Annotated in this window: 16 protein-coding genes; 13 read left to right on the top strand and 3 right to left on the bottom strand. The window is 52.5% G+C overall.

Annotation, left to right across the window (positions count from 1 at the left end; translation table 11 throughout):
- Positions 1-3 precede the first annotated feature (3 nt).
- The gene (locus tag K7P01_RS09895; RefSeq protein WP_267292440.1) at positions 4-4,338 is read left to right on the top strand and encodes a T9SS type A sorting domain-containing protein; all 4,335 of its coding nucleotides are present in this window, start codon (positions 4-6) and stop codon (positions 4,336-4,338) included.
- A gap of 48 nt (positions 4,339-4,386) precedes the next feature.
- Entirely contained in the window at positions 4,387-8,724 is a 4,338-nt protein-coding gene (locus K7P01_RS09890; protein ID WP_267292438.1) for a T9SS type A sorting domain-containing protein, read from the top strand.
- Positions 8,725-8,803: 79 nt separating this feature from the next.
- On the opposite strand, the gene K7P01_RS09885 is transcribed toward K7P01_RS09890, so the two are convergent.
- The 3 genes from K7P01_RS09885 to K7P01_RS09875 are packed head-to-tail and all read right to left on the bottom strand — an operon-like array spanning position 8,804 to position 11,024.
- Complete coding sequence (locus K7P01_RS09885) at positions 8,804-9,907, bottom strand: hypothetical protein (protein ID WP_267292436.1); 1,104 nt, start codon at positions 9,905-9,907, stop codon at positions 8,804-8,806.
- Positions 9,904-10,446 carry an anti-sigma factor family protein gene (locus K7P01_RS09880; protein WP_267292434.1) on the bottom strand — a complete coding sequence of 181 codons (543 nt, stop codon included), beginning with the start codon at positions 10,444-10,446 and terminating at the stop codon, positions 9,904-9,906. Before K7P01_RS09880 ends, K7P01_RS09885 begins: the two co-directional genes overlap by 4 nt.
- A complete protein-coding gene (locus K7P01_RS09875; protein WP_267292432.1) occupies positions 10,443-11,024 on the bottom strand; it encodes an RNA polymerase sigma factor in 582 nt (193 codons plus the stop codon). The genes K7P01_RS09880 and K7P01_RS09875 overlap by 4 nt, the downstream gene beginning before the upstream one ends.
- A 246-nt stretch (positions 11,025-11,270) precedes the next feature.
- Here K7P01_RS09875 and K7P01_RS09870 point away from each other — a divergent pair, with 246 nt between their 5' ends.
- From K7P01_RS09870 to K7P01_RS09820, 11 genes are all read left to right on the top strand, one after another.
- The gene (locus tag K7P01_RS09870; RefSeq protein ID WP_267292430.1) at positions 11,271-11,861 is read left to right on the top strand and encodes a TetR family transcriptional regulator; all 591 of its coding nucleotides are present in this window, start codon (positions 11,271-11,273) and stop codon (positions 11,859-11,861) included.
- A 19-nt stretch (positions 11,862-11,880) separates the two neighbouring features.
- Positions 11,881-13,203 (top strand): TolC family protein, encoded by a 1,323-nt coding sequence (locus K7P01_RS09865; protein ID WP_267292428.1) that lies wholly within the window; start codon positions 11,881-11,883, stop codon positions 13,201-13,203.
- Positions 13,204-13,228: 25 nt separating this feature from the next.
- Positions 13,229-14,308 (top strand): HlyD family secretion protein, encoded by a 1,080-nt coding sequence (locus tag K7P01_RS09860; protein WP_267292426.1) that lies wholly within the window; start codon positions 13,229-13,231, stop codon positions 14,306-14,308.
- Between the two features lie 9 nt (positions 14,309-14,317).
- Entirely contained in the window at positions 14,318-15,895 is a 1,578-nt protein-coding gene (locus K7P01_RS09855) for a DHA2 family efflux MFS transporter permease subunit (protein WP_267292424.1), read from the top strand.
- Positions 15,896-16,018: 123 nt separating this feature from the next.
- A complete protein-coding gene (locus K7P01_RS09850; protein ID WP_267292422.1) occupies positions 16,019-16,933 on the top strand; it encodes a glycerophosphodiester phosphodiesterase family protein in 915 nt (304 codons plus the stop codon).
- Positions 16,934-17,195: 262 nt separating this feature from the next.
- Positions 17,196-18,191 carry an adenosine kinase gene (locus K7P01_RS09845; RefSeq protein WP_267292420.1) on the top strand — a complete coding sequence of 332 codons (996 nt, stop codon included), beginning with the start codon at positions 17,196-17,198 and terminating at the stop codon, positions 18,189-18,191.
- 138 nt (positions 18,192-18,329) lie between these two features.
- Complete coding sequence (gene rpmH / locus K7P01_RS09840; protein ID WP_254084973.1) at positions 18,330-18,491, top strand: 50S ribosomal protein L34; 162 nt, start codon at positions 18,330-18,332, stop codon at positions 18,489-18,491.
- Positions 18,492-18,542: 51 nt separating this feature from the next.
- Complete coding sequence (rnpA, locus tag K7P01_RS09835; RefSeq protein ID WP_267292418.1) at positions 18,543-18,920, top strand: ribonuclease P protein component; 378 nt, start codon at positions 18,543-18,545, stop codon at positions 18,918-18,920.
- Positions 18,921-19,032: 112 nt separating this feature from the next.
- Positions 19,033-20,682: a S41 family peptidase gene (locus tag K7P01_RS09830; protein WP_267292415.1), complete on the top strand. Its 1,650-nt coding sequence runs from the start codon at positions 19,033-19,035 to the stop codon at positions 20,680-20,682.
- On the top strand, positions 20,682-21,392 hold the full coding sequence (gene tsaB, locus K7P01_RS09825; RefSeq protein WP_267292413.1) for a tRNA (adenosine(37)-N6)-threonylcarbamoyltransferase complex dimerization subunit type 1 TsaB: 711 nt from the start codon (positions 20,682-20,684) through the stop codon (positions 21,390-21,392). Before K7P01_RS09830 ends, tsaB begins: the two co-directional genes overlap by 1 nt.
- 21 nt (positions 21,393-21,413) lie before the next feature.
- Positions 21,414-21,932: a DUF2480 family protein gene (locus tag K7P01_RS09820; RefSeq protein WP_267292412.1), complete on the top strand. Its 519-nt coding sequence runs from the start codon at positions 21,414-21,416 to the stop codon at positions 21,930-21,932.
- Positions 21,933-22,322: the final 390 nt, after the last annotated feature.

Raw genomic sequence — 22,322 nt, 5'->3', positions numbered from 1 at the left:
GTTATGAAACGCTACTTATTCGTTGTCTTCCTGCTGCTTTTGTTCGGTACGGCGTTTTCGCAGACCACGCCCCACGTCATCAAGTACAAAGTTGGCGTCCGAATTTCCGGCAACAGCTATTGGTGCGGTGCTCTCACGCTACAGGGGACAAAGATTATCATTGGTGGTGTTACCTACAGCATGCCTGAAGGCCCTGCATATAATACCATGACTTACTTTGAAAATATACCAGGTCCACTGCCGAATACGGCAACGATAATCTGGAGTGGGAAATATACGTGCACAGGCGGTCAGGGCGGTACCAGACAATACACGGTAAATGTCACCCTGCCGAATACGGTAGGATGTGGTGGACAGACTAACTATGATCAAGGTGTCAATACGGGGCAAGGGATGTTTTGTGAGGTTCGCATGACTCCCATGGAGCTCTCGCAGCCGGTATTTTCAAACACGCCGCAATGCCTGGACCAGGACATTGTGTGTCCGGTGAGGATCGGGGGAAGCGGTTCGTATTATTTGGATGCTGCTATTTATGATCCGGCCACAGGAATTTCCAACATTCGCAACATTGGCTCTATGTTTTTACGCTGGCAAGACCCCCCAGTAACATATCAGGGTGATTTTATTGTTAATATGAAGCAGGCACTAGGAGCCAATGCAGATTTATATGTCAATAAACAGGTTGTTTTCCGCGCAAGGTTGTCGGGGGAAACGCTTGGTTGTGGTGGCGATTTTTACTATGATGGATTGCCCAGTGCCTGGTCGGCGCCGTATACTATTTACCCGGGAGGTCCCGTAGTAAACGGTGCGTTGGTACCGATCAAACCCTTTTGCAGCGCGCTGCCCAATACTGGCGCGATCACCGTTCCTGCGGTAACCGGCGGCACCGGTTCCTATAATTATTCCATTGTTCCGCTTGTACGCTATGATCCTGCTGCGGGTGTTACATGCGCCGCGCCGCGGATCAAAGTTGATAATGTCGAGTATTGTCCGGGTACGTCTGTGACCAACCCAACCGGTGCAGGGGAAGCCAAAACCATTGCCGGGTTGAGCGCTGGTTTTTACCAGGTTATCGTCGAAAATCAGGGTGGTGGTAATCCCTGTTACTATACCGGGTACGTTACGGTCCCTCCGCCCGATCCGTTTACCGCCAGCGCTTATCCGAACCCGCTCTCTGTAAGGGGATATCACATCAACTGCTATGGCGGCAATAACGGCGCCATTACGGTTACCACCACCAATGGCCAGGCGCCCTATACCTTTACCATCAACAGTGCGGCCGGTACACCCACCGCTTCGCCGTATACATTTACCACATTGATGGCAACGTCGTATACCGTGTCGGTGAAAGACGCAAACGGATGTACCACAGACAACCCGATCACGGGCATTGCCCTTACCCAGCCTCCGGACCCTGTCTCGGCTGCAGTAGACGGTTATAAGGATGTAACTTGCTTCGGGCGTGCCAACGGCGAGGTGACCCTGCAGGTAGCCAACGTAGCGCTGCCATTAACCTATACGCTCAATGGCAACGCTGTTACGCCGTCAGGCGGTACGGCTACGGAACCTGTATTTCAAGGGTTGATCGCTACGCAGGCGTATACGTTTGTGGTACGGGATAATCTGAATTGTAGTACATCGGTGGCCCCCATTACGTTAGCCCAGCCGGCAAAGATCGAGGCCGGGTCCATTGACCCTACCCACGTGCTGTGCAACGGTAAGGCAACAGGTGTGCTGACGGTGAAGAATGCCAGGGGCGGTGTAGCGCCGCTTCAGTATTCTGTTAACGACGTGAGCTATAGCACCAACAATGCAATCGGAGGACTTACGGCCGGTACCTATACCGTGACCATCCAGGATGCCAATGGTTGCAAGGTGCCGCAGACACCATCGGTGGAGATCACGCAGCGTCCGGCCATTGTGTTCGGTACGACGACGGTAACAGACCAAAGCTGTACAGAAAAGATAGATGGGGTGATCTCGCTTGCGCCGTCTTCTGGCGGAACTGGAGCGCTGGAGTATTCTATCGACGGCGTAGTCTACAAGCCGCAGGTAGCATCGGACCCCGTGGTGTTCGACGGTCTTCTGGGATCTAAAAGCTATACTGCCTATACACGCGATGCCAACGCTTGTGTGGTGCCCAAACCGGTGTTTGTAAATATACGCCCGGTGATTACCGGTCCTATCCAGGTAGCGAAGCCCATCAGCTGCAACGGTGACGCCGACGGCGCATTAAACCTCACACCCGGTGGGGGTACCGGTACCTTGACATTTTTATGGTCATCGGGTGAAACGACGGAAGATATTAGTGGTAAAGGAGACGGCATGTATTCCGTGACGATCACAGATATCAAAGGATGTTTTAAAACTTTCGAAAACCCTCTGCGGGAGCCTGGTAAGCTGGCGCTGGTGCCGGTTATTACCGAATACAACGGCGCCGGCGTGAACTGTGCCGGCTCAACCGACGGGGCCATCGCGCTTACGGTAAACGGTGGCACAGGGCCTTTTGTCTACGCATGGTCTAACACAGCGACCACACAAAATATCAACAACCTGTCGCCCGGCACGTATTCGGTGTTGGTGACCGACAAACACCGCTGTACCGTGGAGGCCACTGGCCTACAGGTAATCGAGCCCGCCGCTGTAAGCGTGGCAGTCAAAACGCTGACCAACGTCCTATGCTATAACGGCACCACCGGTGCGATAGAGCTGACGCCGAAAGGTGGCGTGGGCGACTATGAATATTCTGTGGACAATACAAACTGGGCTACTGGTCCGGTAGTGGGCGGCCTCAAGGCGGCTGAGTATACCGTACAAATGCGCGACGCCAACGGCTGTACAACATCGGTGCCGGCTAAACTTACGCAACCTGGGGACATAACACTGTTGGCGAAAGGGAAGGTCGATACCTCGTGTGGAAAAGCCAATGGCTCGGCCGAAGTGGCGGCCGAAGGTGGTGTAGGGAATTTTCTATATACCTGGTACAATACGAAGAACGAGAACATACAGATTGCGCAGGGCGCCACGGCCGATTCGCTGGCAAATGGCCAGTATAAAGCCTTCGTTGCCGATGGCAACGGCTGTCAGAAAAACGTCAGGATTATTATCAACGCCTCAGACGGCCCGCAAATCACCAATACGCTGCTGAAAGAGCTTACCTGCTATGAAACCAACGATGGGGCCATCAGCATTTCTATCGACAAGGGTCTGCCGCCCTACACGGTATTATGGGATACCCAGGAAGCGACCACCGACATCGTGAATGTAACCGGTGGCGAGCACTGGGTAGAAGTGCGTGATGCGCGCGGCTGCAGCAACATGGAAATATACGATGTACTGTTTCCTGCAAAACTGGCGCTGGATTATACGGTGACCCAGCCATTTTGCGTAGGTGATGATAATGGAAGTATTGCCATCGCAGCGTCGGGTGGGAACCCTGGCGGCTATCGCTACCTATGGGATAACGATGAAGCCGGTACGCTTCGGAGCGATCTGAGCGCTGGCGAATACAATGTAACGGTAACGGATCCTCGCGGATGTCTCTTGGGCACGCCGATCACGGTAGCCGATCCACCGCTGTTTGTCGTAGACGCAGGAGGTGACCGTACCATCTGCGTGGGGCAGAAGCTGACAATCCGTGCAGAAGAAGATAATGCTACCTATACATGGTCTTCGTCAGAAGGCTTTAGTAGTAGCGAACGCGAAGTGGTGCTGTCGCAACCCGCCGTGTATACGCTGCAGGTGATTACAGCCAAAGGCTGCGTTGGCGGAGACAATTTTGCGCTGAAGACTTCCAACGACCTGCTACAAGCCGATTTCCTGATGGCCGCAGAGGCTTACCGCGGTGATACGGTGGTGGTGGTGGACGTGAGCTGGCCGCTACCGGAAGGCATCTCGTGGGCGCTGCCCGACGAAGCGATCATGTTGGTGGAGCACGAAGATTATGCGGAGATTGTGTTCAAAGAATCGGGCGATTTTACGGTCACCCTCCATACAGGCCTGGGTGAATGCATCGACGAATACACCAAGACGATCACCGTCCTGGGCGAACGTCCCGTGGAATCCGGCCGCGGACCGGCCTCCATCGTATCGGATTTCAGAGTCTTCCCGAACCCAAGCAACGGCGGGTTTACCATACGGGCTACATTCCATGAAGGGGCTTCCGGCACGGTGCGAATGCTGAGCTTCTCGGGCGGGGCAGCTCTAATAGATCAGGAGATACATAGCGCAACCGACTTCGAGTATGCGGCCTCGCTGCAGCAAATACCGGCGGGCTTATATTTTATCGTATTGGAAATAGGAGATGAGGTGCGTACACAACGTGTCATCATTCATTGATTTAAAACATACAGTTCAGAAGCAGTTATCAATATAAATTGAAAAGTTATGGTTAAACGCTACTTACTTGTTGTCTTGTTGGTGTTTTCGGTTGGTCTGACGTTTGCGCAGACTGTGCCGCGGATCACCAAGTATAAAGTGGAAATCTGGTTTGCCCGGAATAACTCGACAAACTGGTGTTACACGCTGACGATGCAGGGAACAAAAATTTATATCGGAAATGCCGTTTATACTATTCCCGATGGGGTCAACACCAACAATACAACAGACTTTGGAATCGTAGCCGGCGAACTGCCGAGCACGGCTACGATCGTCTGGAGCGGAAAGTATACTTGTTCGGGGTCGCAAAGCGGCACGAAGCAGTATACGGTAAATACTCCCCTGACCGCCAATTCTAACGCGTGCGGAGGAACCTATACATTTCAGACCAATGTTAATCCCGGGCACCAGATTCAGTGTAGCGTGACGCTGACACCGGCAGAGAGTACGCAGCCGGTGTTTTCAAACACGCCGCAATGCCTGGATCAGGATATTATTTTCCCTATTCGTTATGAAAAAATGGATTACAATCAAAGTGGCCCGTCTTATTATATCGATGCCGGTATTTACGATGCCAACACCGGCGCAGTCTCAGAGGTCCGTTCGGTTGCCTGGTTGGGAGTACCGTATGGAACACCCGCACCTTATCAAAACAATATCGTGTTTAACCTGAAGACCGCGTTGGGTGCGAATGCGGATTTGTACGTCAACAAACAGGTGGTTTTTCGGGGAAGACTTCAAGGGGGAACTGTTCCCTGTAATTCGCCCTACAACGGTGTTCCAAGCGCGTGGTCGGCGCCCTACACCATCTATCCGGGAGGGCCGGTGGTCAGCGGTGCGTTGGTACCGGGAAAACCATTCTGCAACGCTTTGCCCAATACTGGTACGATCTCCGTTCCCACGGTAAGTGGAGGGACTGGTTCCTATAATTATTCTGTAACCAAACTTATACCCTACGATCCCGGGGCCGGTGTTACGTGTCCTACACGGATCAAGGTCAACAACATCGACTATTGCCCTGGTACGTCTGTAGCCAACGCAACCGGTGCAGGCGAAGCCAAAACCATTACCGGCCTCAGCGCTGGTTTGTACCAGGTTATCATAGAAAACCAGGGTGGCAGCAATCCCTGTTATTACACGGGATATGTCGACATTCCGGTGCCGGATCCCTTTACCGTCAGCGCTTCTGCCAATGCGGTGTCTGTAAGAGGGTACCACATCAATTGCTACGGTGGTAACAACGGTGCCATTACCGTTACCACCACCAATGGCCAGACGCCCTATACCTTTACGATTAACGGCGTGGACGGTACACCCACCGCTTCACCCTATACATTTACCACATTGACGGCAGCGTCGTATACCGTGTCGGTAAAAGACGTGAATGGATGTACCACCGACAATACGCTATCCGCCATACCCCTTACCCAACCACCAGATCCTGTCACCGCGACGGTAAATGGTTTTAAGGATGTGACCTGCTTCGGGGGCGCCAATGGCGAGGTGACCCTGCAGGTAGCCAACGTTGCGCAGCCGCTTACCTATACGCTCAACGGCAATGCCGTGACCCCGTCGGGTGGTACGCCCACGGATCCTATATTCCAGGGACTGTCGGCAACGCTGGCCTATACGTTTGTGGTGAAAGACAATCTGAACTGCTCGACCTCGGTTGCACCGATCACGCTGGCTCAGCCTCTACCAATCCAGGCCGGGTCGATTCAGCCTACCCATGTGCTGTGTTATGGTTACCCGACGGGTGTGCTTACGGTAGTAAATGCTACAGGCGGCGTGGCCCCGCTGCAGTATTCTACTAACGACGTGAACTATAGCACAAACAACGCGATCGGAGGACTTGTCGCCGGTACCTATACGGTAACCATCCGCGATGCCAATGGCTGCAAGATGCCGCAGACACCGGTAGAGATCACGCAACAGCCTCAAATCATTATGGCCACACCTTCCGTCGTAGACGAAAGCTGTCAGGACAAGTTAGACGGTATGATCACGCTTACGCCTTCCACCGGGGGAACAGGCGCCCTGGAATATTCCGTCGATGGTCAGACCTACAGGCCGCAGACGGATCCCGTAATTTTCGGTGGGTTGAAAACCAAAAGTTATACAGTCTATACACGTGATGCCAACGCCTGTGTGGTGACCAGGCCGGCGTTTGTCGACATCCGGCCGGAGATCACCGGCCCAATCAGCATAGCGACCCCCATCAGTTGTTTTGGTGAACGGGACGGTGCGCTGAACCTCACACCCGGAGGTGGTACGGGCACGCTCACATTCCTGTGGTCATCGGGCGAAACGACAGAAGACATTAGTGGTAAAGGAGACGGCACGTATTCCGTGACGATCACAGATGTCAAAGGATGTTTTAAAACTTTCGAAAACCCTCTGCGGGAGCCTGGTAAGCTGGCGCTGGTGCCGGTTATTACCAAATACAACGGCGCCGGAGTGAACTGTGCCGGCTCAACCGACGGGGCCATTGCGTTGACAGTAAACGGAGGTACAGGACCTTTTGTATACGCATGGTCTAACACAGCGACTACACAAAATGTCAACAATCTGCCGCCCGGCACATATTCGGTGTTGGTGACCGACAAACACCGCTGTACCGTGGAGGCCACTGGCCTACAGGTAATCGAGCCCGCCGCTGTAAGCGTGACAGTCAAAACGCTGACCAACGTCCTATGCTATAACGGCACCACCGGTGCGATAGAGCTGACGCCGGAAGGTGGCGTGGGCGACTATGAATATTCTGTGGACAATACAAACTGGGCTGCTGGCCCGGTAGTGGGTGGCCTCAAGGCAGCCGATTATACCGTACAAATGCGCGACGCAAATGGCTGTACAACATCGGTGCCGGCTACGCTTACGCAACCTGGGGACATAACACTGTTGGCGAAAGGGAAGGTCGATACCTCGTGTGGAAAAGCCAATGGCTCGGCCGTAGTGGAAGCCGAAGGTGGTGTAGCGAATTTCCTATATACCTGGTACAATGCGCAGAACGTACAGATTGCGCAGGGCGCCACAGCCAGTTTGCTGGCAAACGGCAGGTATAAAGCCTTCGCTACCGATGGCAACGGCTGTCAGAAAAACATCACGATTACGATCAACGACTCGGACGGCCCGCGTATTACTAATACACTACTGAAAGAGCTTACTTGCTATGAAAGCAACGATGGGGCCATCGGCATTTCGATCGACCGGGGGCTGCCGCCCTACACGGTATTATGGGATACCCAGGAAACGACCACTGACATTGTGAATGTAACCGGCGGCGAGCATTGGGTGGAAGTGCGTGATGCGCGTGGCTGCAGCGGCATGGAAATATACAATGTACTCTACCCTGCAAAACTGGCGCTGGACTATACGGTAACGCAGCCTCTTTGTTTGGGCGATGAAAACGGAAACATTGCGATCGCAGCGTCGGGTGGGAACCCTGGCGGCTATAGCTACCTGTGGGATAACAATGAAACCGGCACGCTTCGGAGCGATCTGAGCGCTGGCGAATACAATGTAACGGTAACGGATTCTCGCGGATGTATCCTGGGCACGCCAATCACGGTCGAGGATCCGCCGTTGTTTGTCGTAGATGCAGGAGGTGATCGTACCATCTGTGTGGGGCAGAAGCTGACAGTCCGTGCAGAAGAAGACAATGCCACCTATACCTGGTCATCGTCAGAAGGCTTTACGAGCGACGAGCGCGAAGTGGTGCTGTCGCAGCCAGCCACTTATACCCTACAGGTTGTTACAGCCAATGGCTGCGTTGGCTCGGATAACTTCGCGCTGAAGACTTCCAACGACCTGCTACAAGCCGACTTCCTGATGGCCGCAGAGGCCTACCGGGGTGATACCGTGGTGGTGGTCGATGTGAGCTGGCCGTTGCCCGAGGGCATCTCGTGGGTGCTGCCGTCGGAAGCAATCATGTTGGTGGAGCACGAAGACTACGCGGAGATTGTGTTCAAAGAATCGGGTGATTTTAACGTAACTATCAACACAGGCCTGGGTGAATGCCTGGACGAATACACCAAGACCATTACTATTCTCGGCGAGCGCCCGGTGGAAGCCGGCCGAGCGCCAGCGTCTGTCGTATCGGCTTTCACGGTATCTCCCAACCCGAGCAACGGGGCGTTTACGATACGGGCTTCATTCCATGAAGAAACTTCAGGCACAGTACGGATGTTGAGCTTCTCTGGCGGTGCGGTGTTAATCCATCAGGAGATACACAGCGCAACGGACTTCGAGTTTGCAGCCTCACTGCAGCAAATACCGGCTGGCTTGTATTTTATTGTACTGGAAGTAGGCAATGAAGTGCGGACGCAACGTGTCATTATTCATTGATCGAGTCGTCTTAGCACTCCAGCAGTAAGCTGAATATAAAAAGGTCTCTCAACGTAGAGACCTTTTTATTTGTTACAGATCACACCCGGCGGTGCCGGACGAAAAGAAAGACCGTCAGTACAATCACGACCCCTGATATCGCGACCGCCCAATAGTTTAACTGACGCGACTCGGCATAAAGAGTATAATCCTTTAGCAAAAATTTGATGGAAGGCGGGTTCCAGAAAACCTGTTTGCCCGATATGGAATCGGCATTGGTTCGGATAATATTCCATGGCATGTTGATTTGATGATGATATTTTGCATTGCTTGCCACGGAGATAAATTCGAACTTTGCGTCCAGCGGCTTGAGCTCGGAAATAAACCATTTCGATGCTTCTTCATGCGATATTGGGATACCCAGGCTGTCGAGTACGTGCGCCATATAATCTTCGAAGATATCCTTCTTGTCGATGACCTGTGTATAAAGACTTTCCTTGTGAGCCCGCAAGGTGTCAAACCACCGTTGCTCGACATGATGATGTTGCAACAGCTTGATGCTAACGCCATAGTACTCCTCATACAACGCACGGGCCCCGTAGATGTCGAAAAGCTTTTCGTTGAGCCGCACGAGGTAAAGGCTATCGGCCAATGTGATCTTTTTGCCCTCTCCGGGAAGACGGTCGATAAAGGCATAGTCTTCTGCGGTGGTGTAGTTCGTGACGGGATAGCCCATCCGATTGATCGCATGGTAGGTATCAGCATAATAAATATAGGTATAGAACCAACGGAATTTTTTCTCGAACGTGCTGGTCACACGAAATAAAGTATCGCTGGGTGTTGCGAGCGCGGCATTCGCTTCTTCCGCAGAAGAGAAGTGGCGCAGAAACGTGTAAATCGTCTTTGGATCACCCTCGGCGGCGGAGTCAACGCGCATCTTCCGGGCGGTTAGGGCCCACCCATTTGCCGCGCTTAGCCCCAGTATGTTTCGGGGTGGGTCGTTGTCCGTGATAATAGTTGCTTTGTCAGATTCCCTGTGTATCTCCTGTATTTTTTGAAACGAGCCGCCGCTGGTAATATGAATCATTTTGTCCAAAGACCCATCGGGATGAACAGTAGTCTCCATGGCAACGTCATGCTCGCAGGCGGAAAGTAGGGGCAGTAGAAAGAGGGTTACTATGATAATGTTGATTCGGGATTTCATAGAGAAGAAAGTTTTCGTTGTTTACGAGTTTCCAGGAATGTACCGACACAAGACTCGTCGCGCAGGCATTGATACCATGACGGAGGTGCCGGTGGCCGTTGTTCTTTTTCCAGCTTGTACGGCTGTAGAAAATCATTTGTATTTAAGGTGGCCGATGCTGCTGGACGATGCATCGTTTTAACAACTACAGGACCACTTTGCTGCTCTGAAAGAAAAAGCACCAATAATCCCACCGATATTGCCGCCAGCGAATACCGCACAAAGAGCGAATCCATCGGCGCCAAAAGCGTCGTCACAAGGGCCGCGCGCCGCGTAGGCCGCTCAATGCGGGCAAGGATAGCGTCAGTAAGCTTTTGTGGATGCCTGGCTTCCGGAGGTGCGAGGGAAGCATGCTTCACCCACGCTGATTGCTGTTGTACTTCCTCCAGCAATGTTCGACAGTCCATACACGTAAGTACGTGCTTGTCGATGACCTGCCGCTTTTCCGGAGAGAGCTCATCGTAGAGGTAAATGTCCTGTAAGTATTTTTCACAGCTCATAGTGAGAAGTGGTTTGTGTTGTCTTGATACAAGGCTCGGAGCTTTTCACCCATCTGCCGACGGGCATAAAACAAATTGCTTTTTAAAGCACCGGGGTCCATTGATAATGCTTCGCACGCTTCCTGGGCAGAGAGCCCTTCGAGGTCGCGAAGAATAAAGACAGCGCGTTGTTTCGGCGGTAAGGTTTCGCATGCCCGGTGAATGGCGTCCACTAACTCGCGTTGCTGAAGCTCTTTTTCGGGTGTGCCCGGATCGGCTATGCCGTGGCCATCGACCAGTCCGATCCGGTTCTTTTGCTGCCGGCGGTGGCGTGACTTCAAAAAATCGAAGCACAGGTTGACGACAATGCGATACAGCCAGGTGGTGAGCTTAATCTCAGGCTTATAGTCCGGCAGGTGGCGCCACAGCCGCACAAAAGCCTCCTGGACAATATCCTCAGCATCGTCGGCATCCCCCGTAAAACGGCAGGCAACGGAATACGCATAGGGCTGAAGCCATTCCACAACCTCGCGAAACGCCTGCGTGCTGCCGCGGGTAGCGCGCAGGATGGTTTCGGTAGGTGGTGGAATTGGCATCATCAAATTTACCCATGATACGACGGTGGGCGCCCGAAGTCAAAAGTGTATTAAAATTTTTTCGAATCCACAACCGTTTGAAATCCGGTGGCGAATCGGCTTTTATACCGTCCAAAATTTCTTTACTTAAACATTTGTTTAAATATTAAACAACCGTTTAACTTTGTGCCCGTTACAAGACACCAGGGCACTGTAGACGCGGCCACGACCCCCTTCCGGCCTGTCGGAGTGACATTTACACATCGAATTATGACCAGCGAAAAAATACTGTCTGCCGCCGCCGAGCTCTTCATGGAGCGGGGCTTTGATGCCGTGAGCGTACGCGAGATCGCCAGCAAGGCAGGAGTAAACGTAGCCCTGATCAACTACCACTTTCAGTCGAAGGAGAATTTATTTCTCTCGGTGCTGGAAGACACCGTGTCCACGTCGCGCATGAAGCTGAACAACCTGAACAACGCCGATATCCCCTCAAAGGAAAAGTTGCTACAGGTTATAGACATGTACACGGAAAAGATTTTCACCAATTGTCGCGGCTATCATTTTATCCAACGGGAGCTGGCAGATACGCAACGGCCCGAACTGGTTGATGGGATCACGAAGATCATCAATAAAAACAGCGCGGAGCTGCGCAGGCTGCTGGAAGACGGCCAAAAGAATAAAGAGTTTAGGAAAGAAGCCGATGTCGACATGGTGAATGCCACCTTGTTTGGCGTGATGTACCAGGCTACCCATGCTGTTTTGAAAAAGCGTTGGATCCGGCCCGGGGAAGACGACAACGCGTTTAAAGAACGGACGCGAAAATACCTGATCGATTTGCTGACCGGGTATCTGATCAAATAAACCGAGAACCAATTTTATCATGTATAGAAGAATAACGTGGGCCCTGGTGGCGCTGCTACTCGCAGGAAGCCTGCAGGCGCAATCCGTCAGAAAGCTGACCCTTCGGGAGGCAGTCGATCTTGGCGTGGCGAATAGCAAGGAGCTGGCCGTATCGTCGGCCAAAGTAAAACAAGCCCAGGCGAAGGCTGCCCAGGCAAGCGACAAGGTGTGGCCGGAAGTGGGAGTAAGCGGAACCTACCTGCACATTAACACTCCCAACGTAGACATTAAAACAAAGCCAGCCGATGGAGAGACCAGTGGCAGCTCACCGCTGGCGATGTTTGAAGATCTCCACGACATCGCACTGCTGCAAGCGTCGGCGTCTATGCCGATCTTCAACGGCTTCCGTATCAAAAACAACCGTCTCATGTCCGAATACCTGGAAGAGGCGGCTAAGTATGATGAACAGACGGCGAAGAGCAAAGTGATGCTGAACACCGAGAAGGCCGTCTATCAATATTATGAGCTGCTGGAAACACGGCGCACCATCCAGGAAAGCCTGAAGCGTGAACAACAACGTGTGAAAGAATTCCAGGACAGAGAGAAACAAGGCTTGCTGGCGCGCAACGACCGACTCAAAGCAGAGTTGCAAGCTAACAACATCGAGCTGGCGCTGACGGAAGTGAACAACAACGTGCAGCTGGCGGAGTATAACCTCATTGTGTTACTCGGTTTACCCGACGACACCACACTGGAGCTTGACACAACAAACATGTTCGGCCCCATGCCGCTCACGACGTGGAACGAATACCTGCAAGCCGGTCTGACCAATCGCAGCGAGCTGAAGGCAGCCGACTACCAGGTAAAAGCAGGTGAGTCAGGTTATCGTGCCGCCAAAGCCAACCGGCTGCCGACGGTAGGGTTAAGCGCCGGCTATGTAAATGCGTACATTCCCAATGTCGCCAACATCACCAACGCGATGAACGCAGGGGTCTCTGTTAAATATAGTCTGACCGGTGCCTTCCATGCCAGCCACGGCATGCAAGAAGCCAGGGCGCAACAAGCCCAAGCCGAAGCCGCCCGCCAGGCGGCGACCGACGAAGTAAAAGTTACCATACGACAGAAGTTTCTGAAGTGCCAGGAATCGGTGGAACGACTTGCCATTACCGAGCGCGCCATCGAGCAGGCCGAAGAAAACCATCAGATCACACACAATAAATATAATCAGGGCCTGGTGATCCTGTCGGATTACCTCGACTCCGACCTGACGCTGTTGCAGGCACGCATCAACTATGCAACGACGCGCGCGGAAAGCATGATTGCTTACTACGAGCTTCAGGAATCAGTCGGAAACCTTCAATAATCAGAACTAACACCTTTTATCCTTTATGGAAACCAATAAGAAAAAGAAGAATAAAACATTTGCCATCGTGCTCGGCGGCCTGGTAATCGCGGCGGCGGCATTTGGCATTACGAAGTATATCCACGGTCAGCACCACGAGGAAACGGATAATGCACAGGTGGAAGCGGACATCAATCCGATCATTCCGAAAGTATCCGGCTATGTAACGCGCCTGTCGGTAGAAGACAACCAAATTGTAAAAGAAGGCGATACCCTGGTGGTGCTGGATGACCGTGACCTGGCGCTGAAAGTACTGCAGGCCGAAGCGGCCCTCGAAAATGCCAAAGCCAGCCTTGCCACCTCGCAAGCCAGCTATGCTACATCACAAGAAAACGTGTTAACATCACGCTCGAATACAGAAGCTGCCGACGCGAGTATCGAAATTGCACAAGTACGTGCCAGGCGTGCGGAGCAAGACTTCAAACGCTATCAGGAGCTGATCAAAACCAACTCGGTTACGCAACAGCAATATGAGCAGGCAGAAGCCGAGAAAGACGCAGCCTTGAAACAACTTGACGTGGCCAGGCGTCAACGCGAAGCCCTTTCCCGGGAAACTTCGGCGCGCAAAGCCCAAAGCAATGTAAGCGACCGCAATATTGCCCTGGCACAGACCGTGGTGAAAGAACGTGAAGCCGACCTTCAATTCGCCCGGCTTCAGCTGTCGTACTCGTATATACTGGCGCCGGCAACCGGCGTGATCTCGCGCAAGAGCGTGCAGCCCGGTCAGTACGTACAGGCAGGCCAGTCGTTGTTCGCCCTCGTAACAGAAAAAGAAAAGTGGGTAGTGGCCAACTTTAAAGAAACCCAACTCGACAAAATGAAAGCAGGCCAGATAGTAGAGATCAAGGTAGATGCCTTTCCCGGCGACGTATTTTCGGGCAAAGTAGAATCTCTCTCGCCTGCGACCGGTGCTAAATTTTCATTGTTGCCGGCCGACAATGCTTCGGGTAATTTTGTGAAAGTCGTACAACGCGTGCCGGTAAAAATCGTGCTGACGGAGAAAGCCGAAAAGGCAGCCCTGTTGCGCGCCGGCATGAACGTGATCGTAGACGTACACTTGGACTAATAGAAATTTATGTTACAGCAGGAATCACTGGTCGAATATGGTTTCAACCGCGTCATCATCACCATCACGGCGATCATGTGTGCGCTTCTGGAAATCATCGACACGACCATCGTCAACGTGGCGCTGAACGAAATGCGGGGTAACCTCGGCGCCACCCTCGCAGACGTCAGCTGGGTGATCGCTGCCTACGCCATTGCCAACGTTATCGTTGTACCGCTGACAAGCTGGCTCTCGCAACAGTTCGGCCGCCGTAACTACTTTGCCGTATCGATCGTCATTTTCACTGTGTCGTCGTTCCTTTGCGGCAACGCCACCTCCATCTGGGAACTTGTGTTTTTCCGCTTTATACAGGGCCTCGGCGGTGGTGCGCTGCTGGTGACGTCGCAGACGATTATCACCGAAGTATATCCGCCCGAAAAGCGCGGCATGGCGCAAGCCCTGTACGGCATGGGCGTGATCGTCGGTCCCACGCTCGGCCCTCCGCTGGGAGGCTACATTGTTGATAACTTTTCGTGGCCTTATATCTTCTATATCAATATACCGATCGGGGTCATTGCTACGCTGCTGACGTTGTCATACGTTAAGAGCCCGAACTACGGTGGTAAAAAATCGTTCTCTGAAGTCGATTGGTGGGGTATCCTTTTTCTGATCATGGCGGTGGGCTCGCTTCAGCTTGTACTGGAGAAAGGACAGGAGCATGACTGGTTCGAAGACACGAGTATCATCATCTTCGCCGTCATGGCCGCTTCAGGTATATACATGTTCGTCTGGCGTGAGCTGACCGCCGAAAATCCGGCCGTGGATCTACGCGTCTTAAAGGATAAAAACCTGGCCATCGGTACGGTACTATCCTTTATCCTGGGGTTTGGCCTTTACGGCTCGACGTTTGTCATCCCGCTGTTTACCCAAAACTCGCTGGGATGGACCGCCCTGCAATCGGGAAATATGCTGGTGCCCAGTTCGATCGCGACGGCCATGATGATGCCGATCGTGGGCAGGGCCATACAAGGAGGGTTTTCACAGAAGTATCTCATTGCTGCGGGGTTTTCGGTCTTCTTCGGCTATAGCCTGTGGGCATACACGATTATTACGCCCTTTACCGGTGAAGGTGACTTCTTCTGGATATTGATGTTGCGTGGCGTAGGCCTGGGCTTCCTGTTTGTGCCCACCACGACATTGGCACTTTCTTCGCTAAAAGGAAAAGAGATTGGGCAAGGTGCCGCCTTCACCGGCATGGTGCGCCAGCTGGGAGGCTCGTTTGGCATTGCACTGATCAGTACCTACATCAGCCGCCAGAACGTACAGCACCGCGCCGACCTCATCACGCACGTGTCACCGTATGACCCGGCCGTTGCTCAGCGAATGTCGGGCCTGGAAAGCAATTTTATGTCGCACGGAGCCAGCGCGGGTGAAGCCGTGCAAATGGCAACCCGGGCGATGGAAATCACAGTCATGAAACAAGCAGCGCTGCTGACGTACATGGACGTGTTCCTGGGCATCGGATTGTTTTTCCTGCTATGCGTACCGTTCGTGCTCATCCTGAAGCCGGCCAAAGGCAAGGTAGACATGAGCCAGGCAGCACACTAATTGAGATACTGAATGACATACGACATCCGCGTACAGCGCAGGGCCGGGCTGGGATTTTAGAGGGGTTGCCTGGTCCGCGCGCTGTACGCGGATGTTCGTATTTTTTTCTTTTTATCTTTCGGCATGCTTAGATACTTCCTCCTTGCATGCTTGCTGTCGTCCACTCCGCTGGTGGCGCAGATCTACACACCAAAATTTGATGTACAGGGTCACCGTGGTGCCCGCGGCCTGAAACCCGAAAACACCATTCCCGCCTTTATCACCGCCCTCGACTCGGGCGTGATGACATTGGAAATGGATGTGGTCATCACCAAAGACCGCCAGGTAGTACTATCGCACGAACCGTGGATGTCGTCAGAGATCTGCCTCGACACGACCGGCAACGTCTTTACGGCGAAGGATGAAAAGCATTATGCTATTTACGACATGACCTATGCCCAGGTCGCACGCTTTGATTGCGGCTCGAAAGTCAACGAGCGTTTTCCCGAACAGCAGAAAATATCGGTTACAAAACCCTTGCTGCGCGATGTGTTGATTGCGGTAGAGGATCACATTAAAGGTGTGACGCTGTATGAGGTCGATTATAACATCGAGATCAAAAGTTCGCCCGACGGCGACAAGAAACTTCATCCCACGGTGGAAGAATATTCGGACCTGGTGTATAACATGCTGGATGAATATATTCCGCTGGAGCGGGTGGTGATCCAGTCGTTCGATTTCCGGGTGTTGCGCTACTGGCATAAAAAACATCCCGAGATCCGCCTGGCGGCGCTGGTGGAAAACGTAAAGTCCGTAGACGCCAACCTGGCCGACCTCGGGTTCAACCCCGCCATTTACAGTCCGTACTTTAAATTGATCACCAAAGAGAAAGTGGACGCCCTGCACAAACGAAGAATCCGAGTCATTCCCTGGACGGTGAACGAAACATCGGACATGCTGTCGCTGAAGGGCATGGGCGTCGATGGGTTTATTACAGACTACCCCGATCGGGCCCGGCGGTACAAGATGACACTGGGCATGAACGTGCAGAAAAAGTAGCCCTTCATCCCATCAAAAGAGGGGATTACCCGTATCAATAGCGTACGTAAAGCATACTAAGAGCATCCTAAAGGCATGGAAAAGGTATGCCACCCACAGTAGGCGAGCTTATACCAAAGCTACTACCATACCTATACCAAAGCTATGGATACCTTATTGTAACCTTATAGAGAGTATAGTAGAATGAAAGTTGCGAAGCTGCCAGCGGGCCTGTTTGTTTGATGGCGGCGTATTCCGTATCCTTGCCCAAAATTTCCCCTGCATGAAGAAATACGACGTTTATGGCATCGGCAACGCCATTGTGGATATTGTAACAGAAGTTGAATACGACTTTTTTGAGAAGAACGGTATCGAGAAGGGCGTCATGACCCTGGTGGATGAAAAACGCCAGGTAGAGCTGATGAAGGCCATTGACATGAAAAAAAGTAAGCTTACCGGGGGTGGCTCTGCGGGGAACACCGTAACGGCCATCAACCAGTTTGGCGGAAAAAGCTTCTATTCGTGTCTGGTTGCCAACGACGAGCTGGGCAAATTCTTCCTGGATGAGCTGAGCCGCAGCGGCGTAGATACGAATATGCGCCACGAGACCTGCCCTCCGGGCGATTCCGGGCGTTGCCTGGTAATGACTTCACCCGACGCTTCGCGAACCATGAATACTTTTCTGGGCGTAAGCTCACTGTTGTCGCCAGCACACCTGGACGAAACCGCCATCAAAAATTCTTCTTACGTCTACCTGGAAGGCTACCTGGTACCCAGCCCGCATGGTCTGGAGGCTCTGAAAGAAGCCAAACGCATCGCTGAGCGGAACAAAGTTGACGTCGCCCTGACGTTCTCCGACCCGAGCATGGTGAAATATTTCTCACAGCAAATGACCGAGGTCGTCGGCGCCAGCGTAGACCTGCTGTTCTGCAACGACGAGGAGGCGATGCTCTTTACCGGCACCAACTCCGTACACGAAGCACGCGAAAAACTGCGCGGTGTGGCCAAGCGGTTCGTGATCACTCTGGGAGCCAACGGCGCCGTGATCTTTGACGGCGATACATTTATTCAAATCGAACCGTACAAAGTGACGGCTGTCGATACGAACGGCGCAGGCGACATGTTCGCGGGAGCCTTTTTATATGCCATTACGCACGGCCACAGCTATGCGGAGGCAGGCAAGCTGGCGTCACTGGCATCGTCGCGTGTGGTGTCGCAATGGGGCCCTCGCCTGGAGGCGGCCCAGGCCCAAAAGGTCTTACAAGAATTGACGGCGTAAACCGCCAGGGGAATTGAAAACAGCTTTTTTGGGCTGAATTTGCAGGTCCGAGGCATAAATCGCGATAGCGAGTTGTAAATTTGACAAATAGTGGCCATCTTTGCAGCCCTTAAAAAGTAAGGGTAAAACGGATATACTATGAAACGTACATATCAGCCTTCCCGCAGAAAGAGAAAGAACAAGCACGGTTTCCGTGATAGAATGGCATCTGCCAATGGTCGTCGTGTATTGGCTTCACGCCGCCGGAAAGGTCGTAAGAAACTGACTGTTTCTGACGAGAAGACATTGAAGCACAAATAATCGCTTTTGGGGTCGGTAAGCTCCCTGGGAGAGATTGAGTAATTTGATCTCATGGGGAAATTTACATTCCGGAAGGAAGAACGACTCTCGAAAGAAAAGCAGATACAGGAACTCTTCGACAAGGGTTCCTCTTTTTATTTGTTCCCGTTCAAGGTATTGTTTCTGCCACAGGCCGACCCGGCAAGCCCGGTGCACCAGGTCCTGATCTCTGTCTCCAAGCGTAATTTTAAACGGGCGGTTGATCGCAACCTGATCAAACGCCGCATGCGCGAGGCCTACCGGCTGCAGCAGCAATTTTTGCCGGCAACCCCCCGGTTGTCCGTAGCTTTTATTTACACCCACAAGCAACCGCTATTATCAGCTGAGTTGCAGGGCAAAATGCGGCAAACGTTAGTGAAACTGGGCAAAATGGCCCTTTCCCCGCCTTAACGAGAAGAGGTTGCCGCGACACCCATCCTTGCGTATATTTAACAAAATGATTCACCCGGCAAGCCGGCCGGGCTTGGGCTGGTAGCCAGTATAATTTCAGATATTACCGATTATGTGGAGAAGATATTCGTGGTTGATTCTGCTTACGACGGCTGTGATGGCGCTGGTCGCCTTCCGCAAGCCCGCCGAGCGTTACTTCGATGTTGCCAAAAGCCTGGATATTTTTGCTACCCTTTTCAAAGAGGTCAACGCCTACTATGTTGATGAGATAGAGCCTCAAAAACTGATCCGCAAAGGCATCGACGGCATGCTCGAGTCGCTGGATCCGTACACCGACTACATTCCCGAAGACGAAATCGAATCGTTCCGCATCTCCACTACTGGCCAATACGGTGGCGTGGGCGCATTGATCGGCATCATTAATAAAAGAACAATCATCACCTTTCCCTATAAAGATTTCCCCGCCTACCTGGCCGGTGTGAAAGTGGGCGACGAGATCGTTTCCGTGGACGGCCACCTGGTGAAAGGCAAAACAACGTCTGAGGTAAGCGCATGGATGAAGGGCAAGCCCAAAACCGAAGTAGAAATTCGCGTGCACCGCTATGGCCTGAAAGATGACCTGGTGTTTAAGATCCGCCGTGAAAAAATTGCTGTCAGCAACCTGGCCTATACCGGCCTGGTGGAACCCAGCATCGGGTACATCCGCCTGGATGACTTTACGCCGGGCGCCAGCCGTGAGCTGGGGGAGGCGTTGACCGCCCTCAAAGCACAAGGTGCCAAAAAAATTATTCTCGATCTGCGCGAGAACCCCGGGGGCTTATTGCACGAAGCAATCAACATCGTCAACCTCTTCGTCCCCCGCGGACAGGAAGTGGTGTCCACCAAAGGCAAAGTAGAGGACTGGAACAAAACCTACCGCACACTCAACAATCCGCTGGATACGGAAATACCCATGGTGGTACTGGTAAGCGACGGCAGCGCCTCGGCATCCGAGATCGTGGCCGGTTCGTTACAAGACTACGATCGCGCCGTATTGATCGGCAAAAAGACCTTTGGCAAGGGCCTGGTGCAAACCACACGCCCGCTGACCTACAACGCCCAGTTGAAAGTGACGACCGCCAAGTATTACATCCCCAGCGGCCGCTGCATCCAGGCGCTGGACTATACCCACCGCAAAGACGACGGCACAGTCGCGCGCGTAGCCGACTCGCTAAAGCGCGAGTTCACCACCCGCAATGGCCGCAAAGTATATGACGGTGCAGGACTCGACCCGGACGTAGAAGTAGAATTCGACCCCCTCGGGCGTGTAACCGCTGCGTTGATCAACTCGGGGCTGGTCTTTGAATTTGCGTCACGGTATTGTGCGTACAACCCGCACATGCCCGACCTGAAAACATTCCGGTTGTCGGAAAACGACTATGCCCAGTTTTCAGCCCTGTTAAATGAGTTTAAGTTTGTCTACGACATGCCACTGGAAGAAAATGCGAAACACCTGGCCGAAACCGCCCGGAAGGAACGCTACTACAGTGAATTGGAAGGACCGTTAACGACGCTGCGCGCCAAGATAGAGACCGGCAAAAAATCCGACCTCGTTCGCTTTAAAAAAGAAATTATGCAGGTACTGGAAGAGCAGATTGCTTTTCACTATACCCAAAATGAAGGGCAGGCCCTGAACGCGCTGCCGCGTGACAAGGCGGTGCTGGAAGCGCAAAAGCTTCTGAACAATCCTGCGGCCTACCAGAAAATTCTTTCTCCGAAGTAATGTCGATCATTCTTAGCCTTGAAACTTCTACCCATGTATGCTCGGTGGCGCTGCATGCAGACGGTACGTTGCTGGCCTCGGCGGTGACGTATCGCGAGCAGTCGCACGCCTCGAAACTGGCCGTACTCATTGACCAGGTATTGCAGCTGGCCGATGTCACGATGGCTCAACTCAGTGCGGTGGCGGTTTCCTCCGGTCCGGGGTCCTACACCGGGCTTCGCATCGGTACGTCTACTGCGAAAGGCCTGTGTTACGCGCTCAACATTCCGCTCATCGGGGTGGGGGCGTTGGACTCGCTGGCGTGGGTGGCAGGACCGTTCAATACGTCGAGCGCCTTGCTTTGCCCAATGATCGATGCGCGCCGCATGGAGGTGTACTGCCAATTACTGGATGCGCAGTACGGTGTAGTCAGTCCCGTCGAAGCCAAAGTGATTGATACAGAAAGTTTTCGCGCGCCACTGGAAGCAGGTCCGGTATTGTTTTTTGGAAATGGCGCCGCCAAATGTCAAGGGGTGATCCAACATAAAAATGCTTTTTTCCTGGAAGATGTCCACCCTACCGCCGACACGGTCGGCAAACTGGCCTGGGAAAAATTTCAACGGAACGAAACCGAAGACCTGGTGACCTTCGAGCCATTCTACCTGAAAGAATTTATGATCAAAACGCCAGTGAAACACGAAATTGCCACGGCGGTGAACAAAACGGTGTGATGCTGATGTTTTAACAACGCTATGGAAGCACAAGAACAAATTGTAAACCGCGTGGCCAACAGCGGCCTGATTACCTTCGACTTAGAAGAATATTATCAGCCCGGCCCTCGCGTACTCATCGACATAAAAGATCAGCTCTTTCAGGGACTTATCCTGAAGGAAAAGGATTTTCGTGATTACATCAAAGCGCACGATTGGAAGCAATACGAAGGCGCGTATGTAGCCGTCACGTGTTCTGTCGATGCGATTGTGCCGACATGGGCGTATATGTTGTTAGCCGTAGCCTTAGAGCCCTATGCAAAGCGCGTATTTTTTGGTTCGACAGAAGCATTGGAAGTGGCGTTGTACCAGGAGCGTCTGGCGCAAATCGATTGGCAGGTTTTTAAAGATGCAAAAGTCGTGATAAAAGGCTGCAGTAAAGTGGCTGTTCCCATTGCGGCATACGTGGAGGCAACCAACAAATTGAGACCGTTCACGGCGAGTTTAATGTTTGGTGAGCCGTGTAGTACAGTTCCACTCTACAAGCGACCAAAAAATTGAAAAAATTTACTGGAGTGTAACTTCTTTACAATCAGACTTTAGCCGTTGTCGCAAGTGTATTGTGGATAAAATCTCAGCGCCATGTTTTGCATCTTATCAAACCTGGACTACATTTGCATCCCCAATCGCTAGAAGAGCGGCGGGGATGCAGAAGGCGAGGGCTGAGAAAGCAGAAAAATAGACTTGACGTATTGAGGAATTCTGGTTGGAATGGAAGTGAATTAGGCTTTGAAAGAGGTTTAAAAAAAGAAAAAAAGATTTGACCAGAAAGTTGCAAAGAGAAAAAAGCTTCTTACCTTTGCACTCCCAAAACGAAAGAGGGCTTCGAAAATCGGAAGGGTTATCGAAGAGAGATTGAAAGGTTAAGAAACTGTGAAAGGTTTACGACCA

This window comes from Parachryseolinea silvisoli (genome assembly GCF_021190955.1).
GTDB classification, from domain to species: domain Bacteria; phylum Bacteroidota; class Bacteroidia; order Cytophagales; family Cyclobacteriaceae; genus Ohtaekwangia; species Ohtaekwangia silvisoli.
This window is presented reverse-complemented; position numbering and strand designations above follow the sequence as displayed.

Coding starts and splice junctions, on each gene's coding strand:
- K7P01_RS09895 (WP_267292440.1), top strand. CDS start 4: ATGAAACGCTACTTATTCGTTGTCTTCCTGCTGCTTTTGTTCGGTACG.
- K7P01_RS09890 (WP_267292438.1), top strand. CDS start 4,387: ATGGTTAAACGCTACTTACTTGTTGTCTTGTTGGTGTTTTCGGTTGGT.
- K7P01_RS09885 (WP_267292436.1), bottom strand. CDS start 9,907: ATGAAATCCCGAATCAACATTATCATAGTAACCCTCTTTCTACTGCCC.
- K7P01_RS09880 (WP_267292434.1), bottom strand. CDS start 10,446: ATGAGCTGTGAAAAATACTTACAGGACATTTACCTCTACGATGAGCTC.
- K7P01_RS09875 (WP_267292432.1), bottom strand. CDS start 11,024: ATGATGCCAATTCCACCACCTACCGAAACCATCCTGCGCGCTACCCGC.
- K7P01_RS09870 (WP_267292430.1), top strand. CDS start 11,271: ATGACCAGCGAAAAAATACTGTCTGCCGCCGCCGAGCTCTTCATGGAG.
- K7P01_RS09865 (WP_267292428.1), top strand. CDS start 11,881: ATGTATAGAAGAATAACGTGGGCCCTGGTGGCGCTGCTACTCGCAGGA.
- K7P01_RS09860 (WP_267292426.1), top strand. CDS start 13,229: ATGGAAACCAATAAGAAAAAGAAGAATAAAACATTTGCCATCGTGCTC.
- K7P01_RS09855 (WP_267292424.1), top strand. CDS start 14,318: ATGTTACAGCAGGAATCACTGGTCGAATATGGTTTCAACCGCGTCATC.
- K7P01_RS09850 (WP_267292422.1), top strand. CDS start 16,019: ATGCTTAGATACTTCCTCCTTGCATGCTTGCTGTCGTCCACTCCGCTG.
- K7P01_RS09845 (WP_267292420.1), top strand. CDS start 17,196: ATGAAGAAATACGACGTTTATGGCATCGGCAACGCCATTGTGGATATT.
- rpmH (WP_254084973.1), top strand. CDS start 18,330: ATGAAACGTACATATCAGCCTTCCCGCAGAAAGAGAAAGAACAAGCAC.
- rnpA (WP_267292418.1), top strand. CDS start 18,543: ATGGGGAAATTTACATTCCGGAAGGAAGAACGACTCTCGAAAGAAAAG.
- K7P01_RS09830 (WP_267292415.1), top strand. CDS start 19,033: ATGTGGAGAAGATATTCGTGGTTGATTCTGCTTACGACGGCTGTGATG.
- tsaB (WP_267292413.1), top strand. CDS start 20,682: ATGTCGATCATTCTTAGCCTTGAAACTTCTACCCATGTATGCTCGGTG.
- K7P01_RS09820 (WP_267292412.1), top strand. CDS start 21,414: ATGGAAGCACAAGAACAAATTGTAAACCGCGTGGCCAACAGCGGCCTG.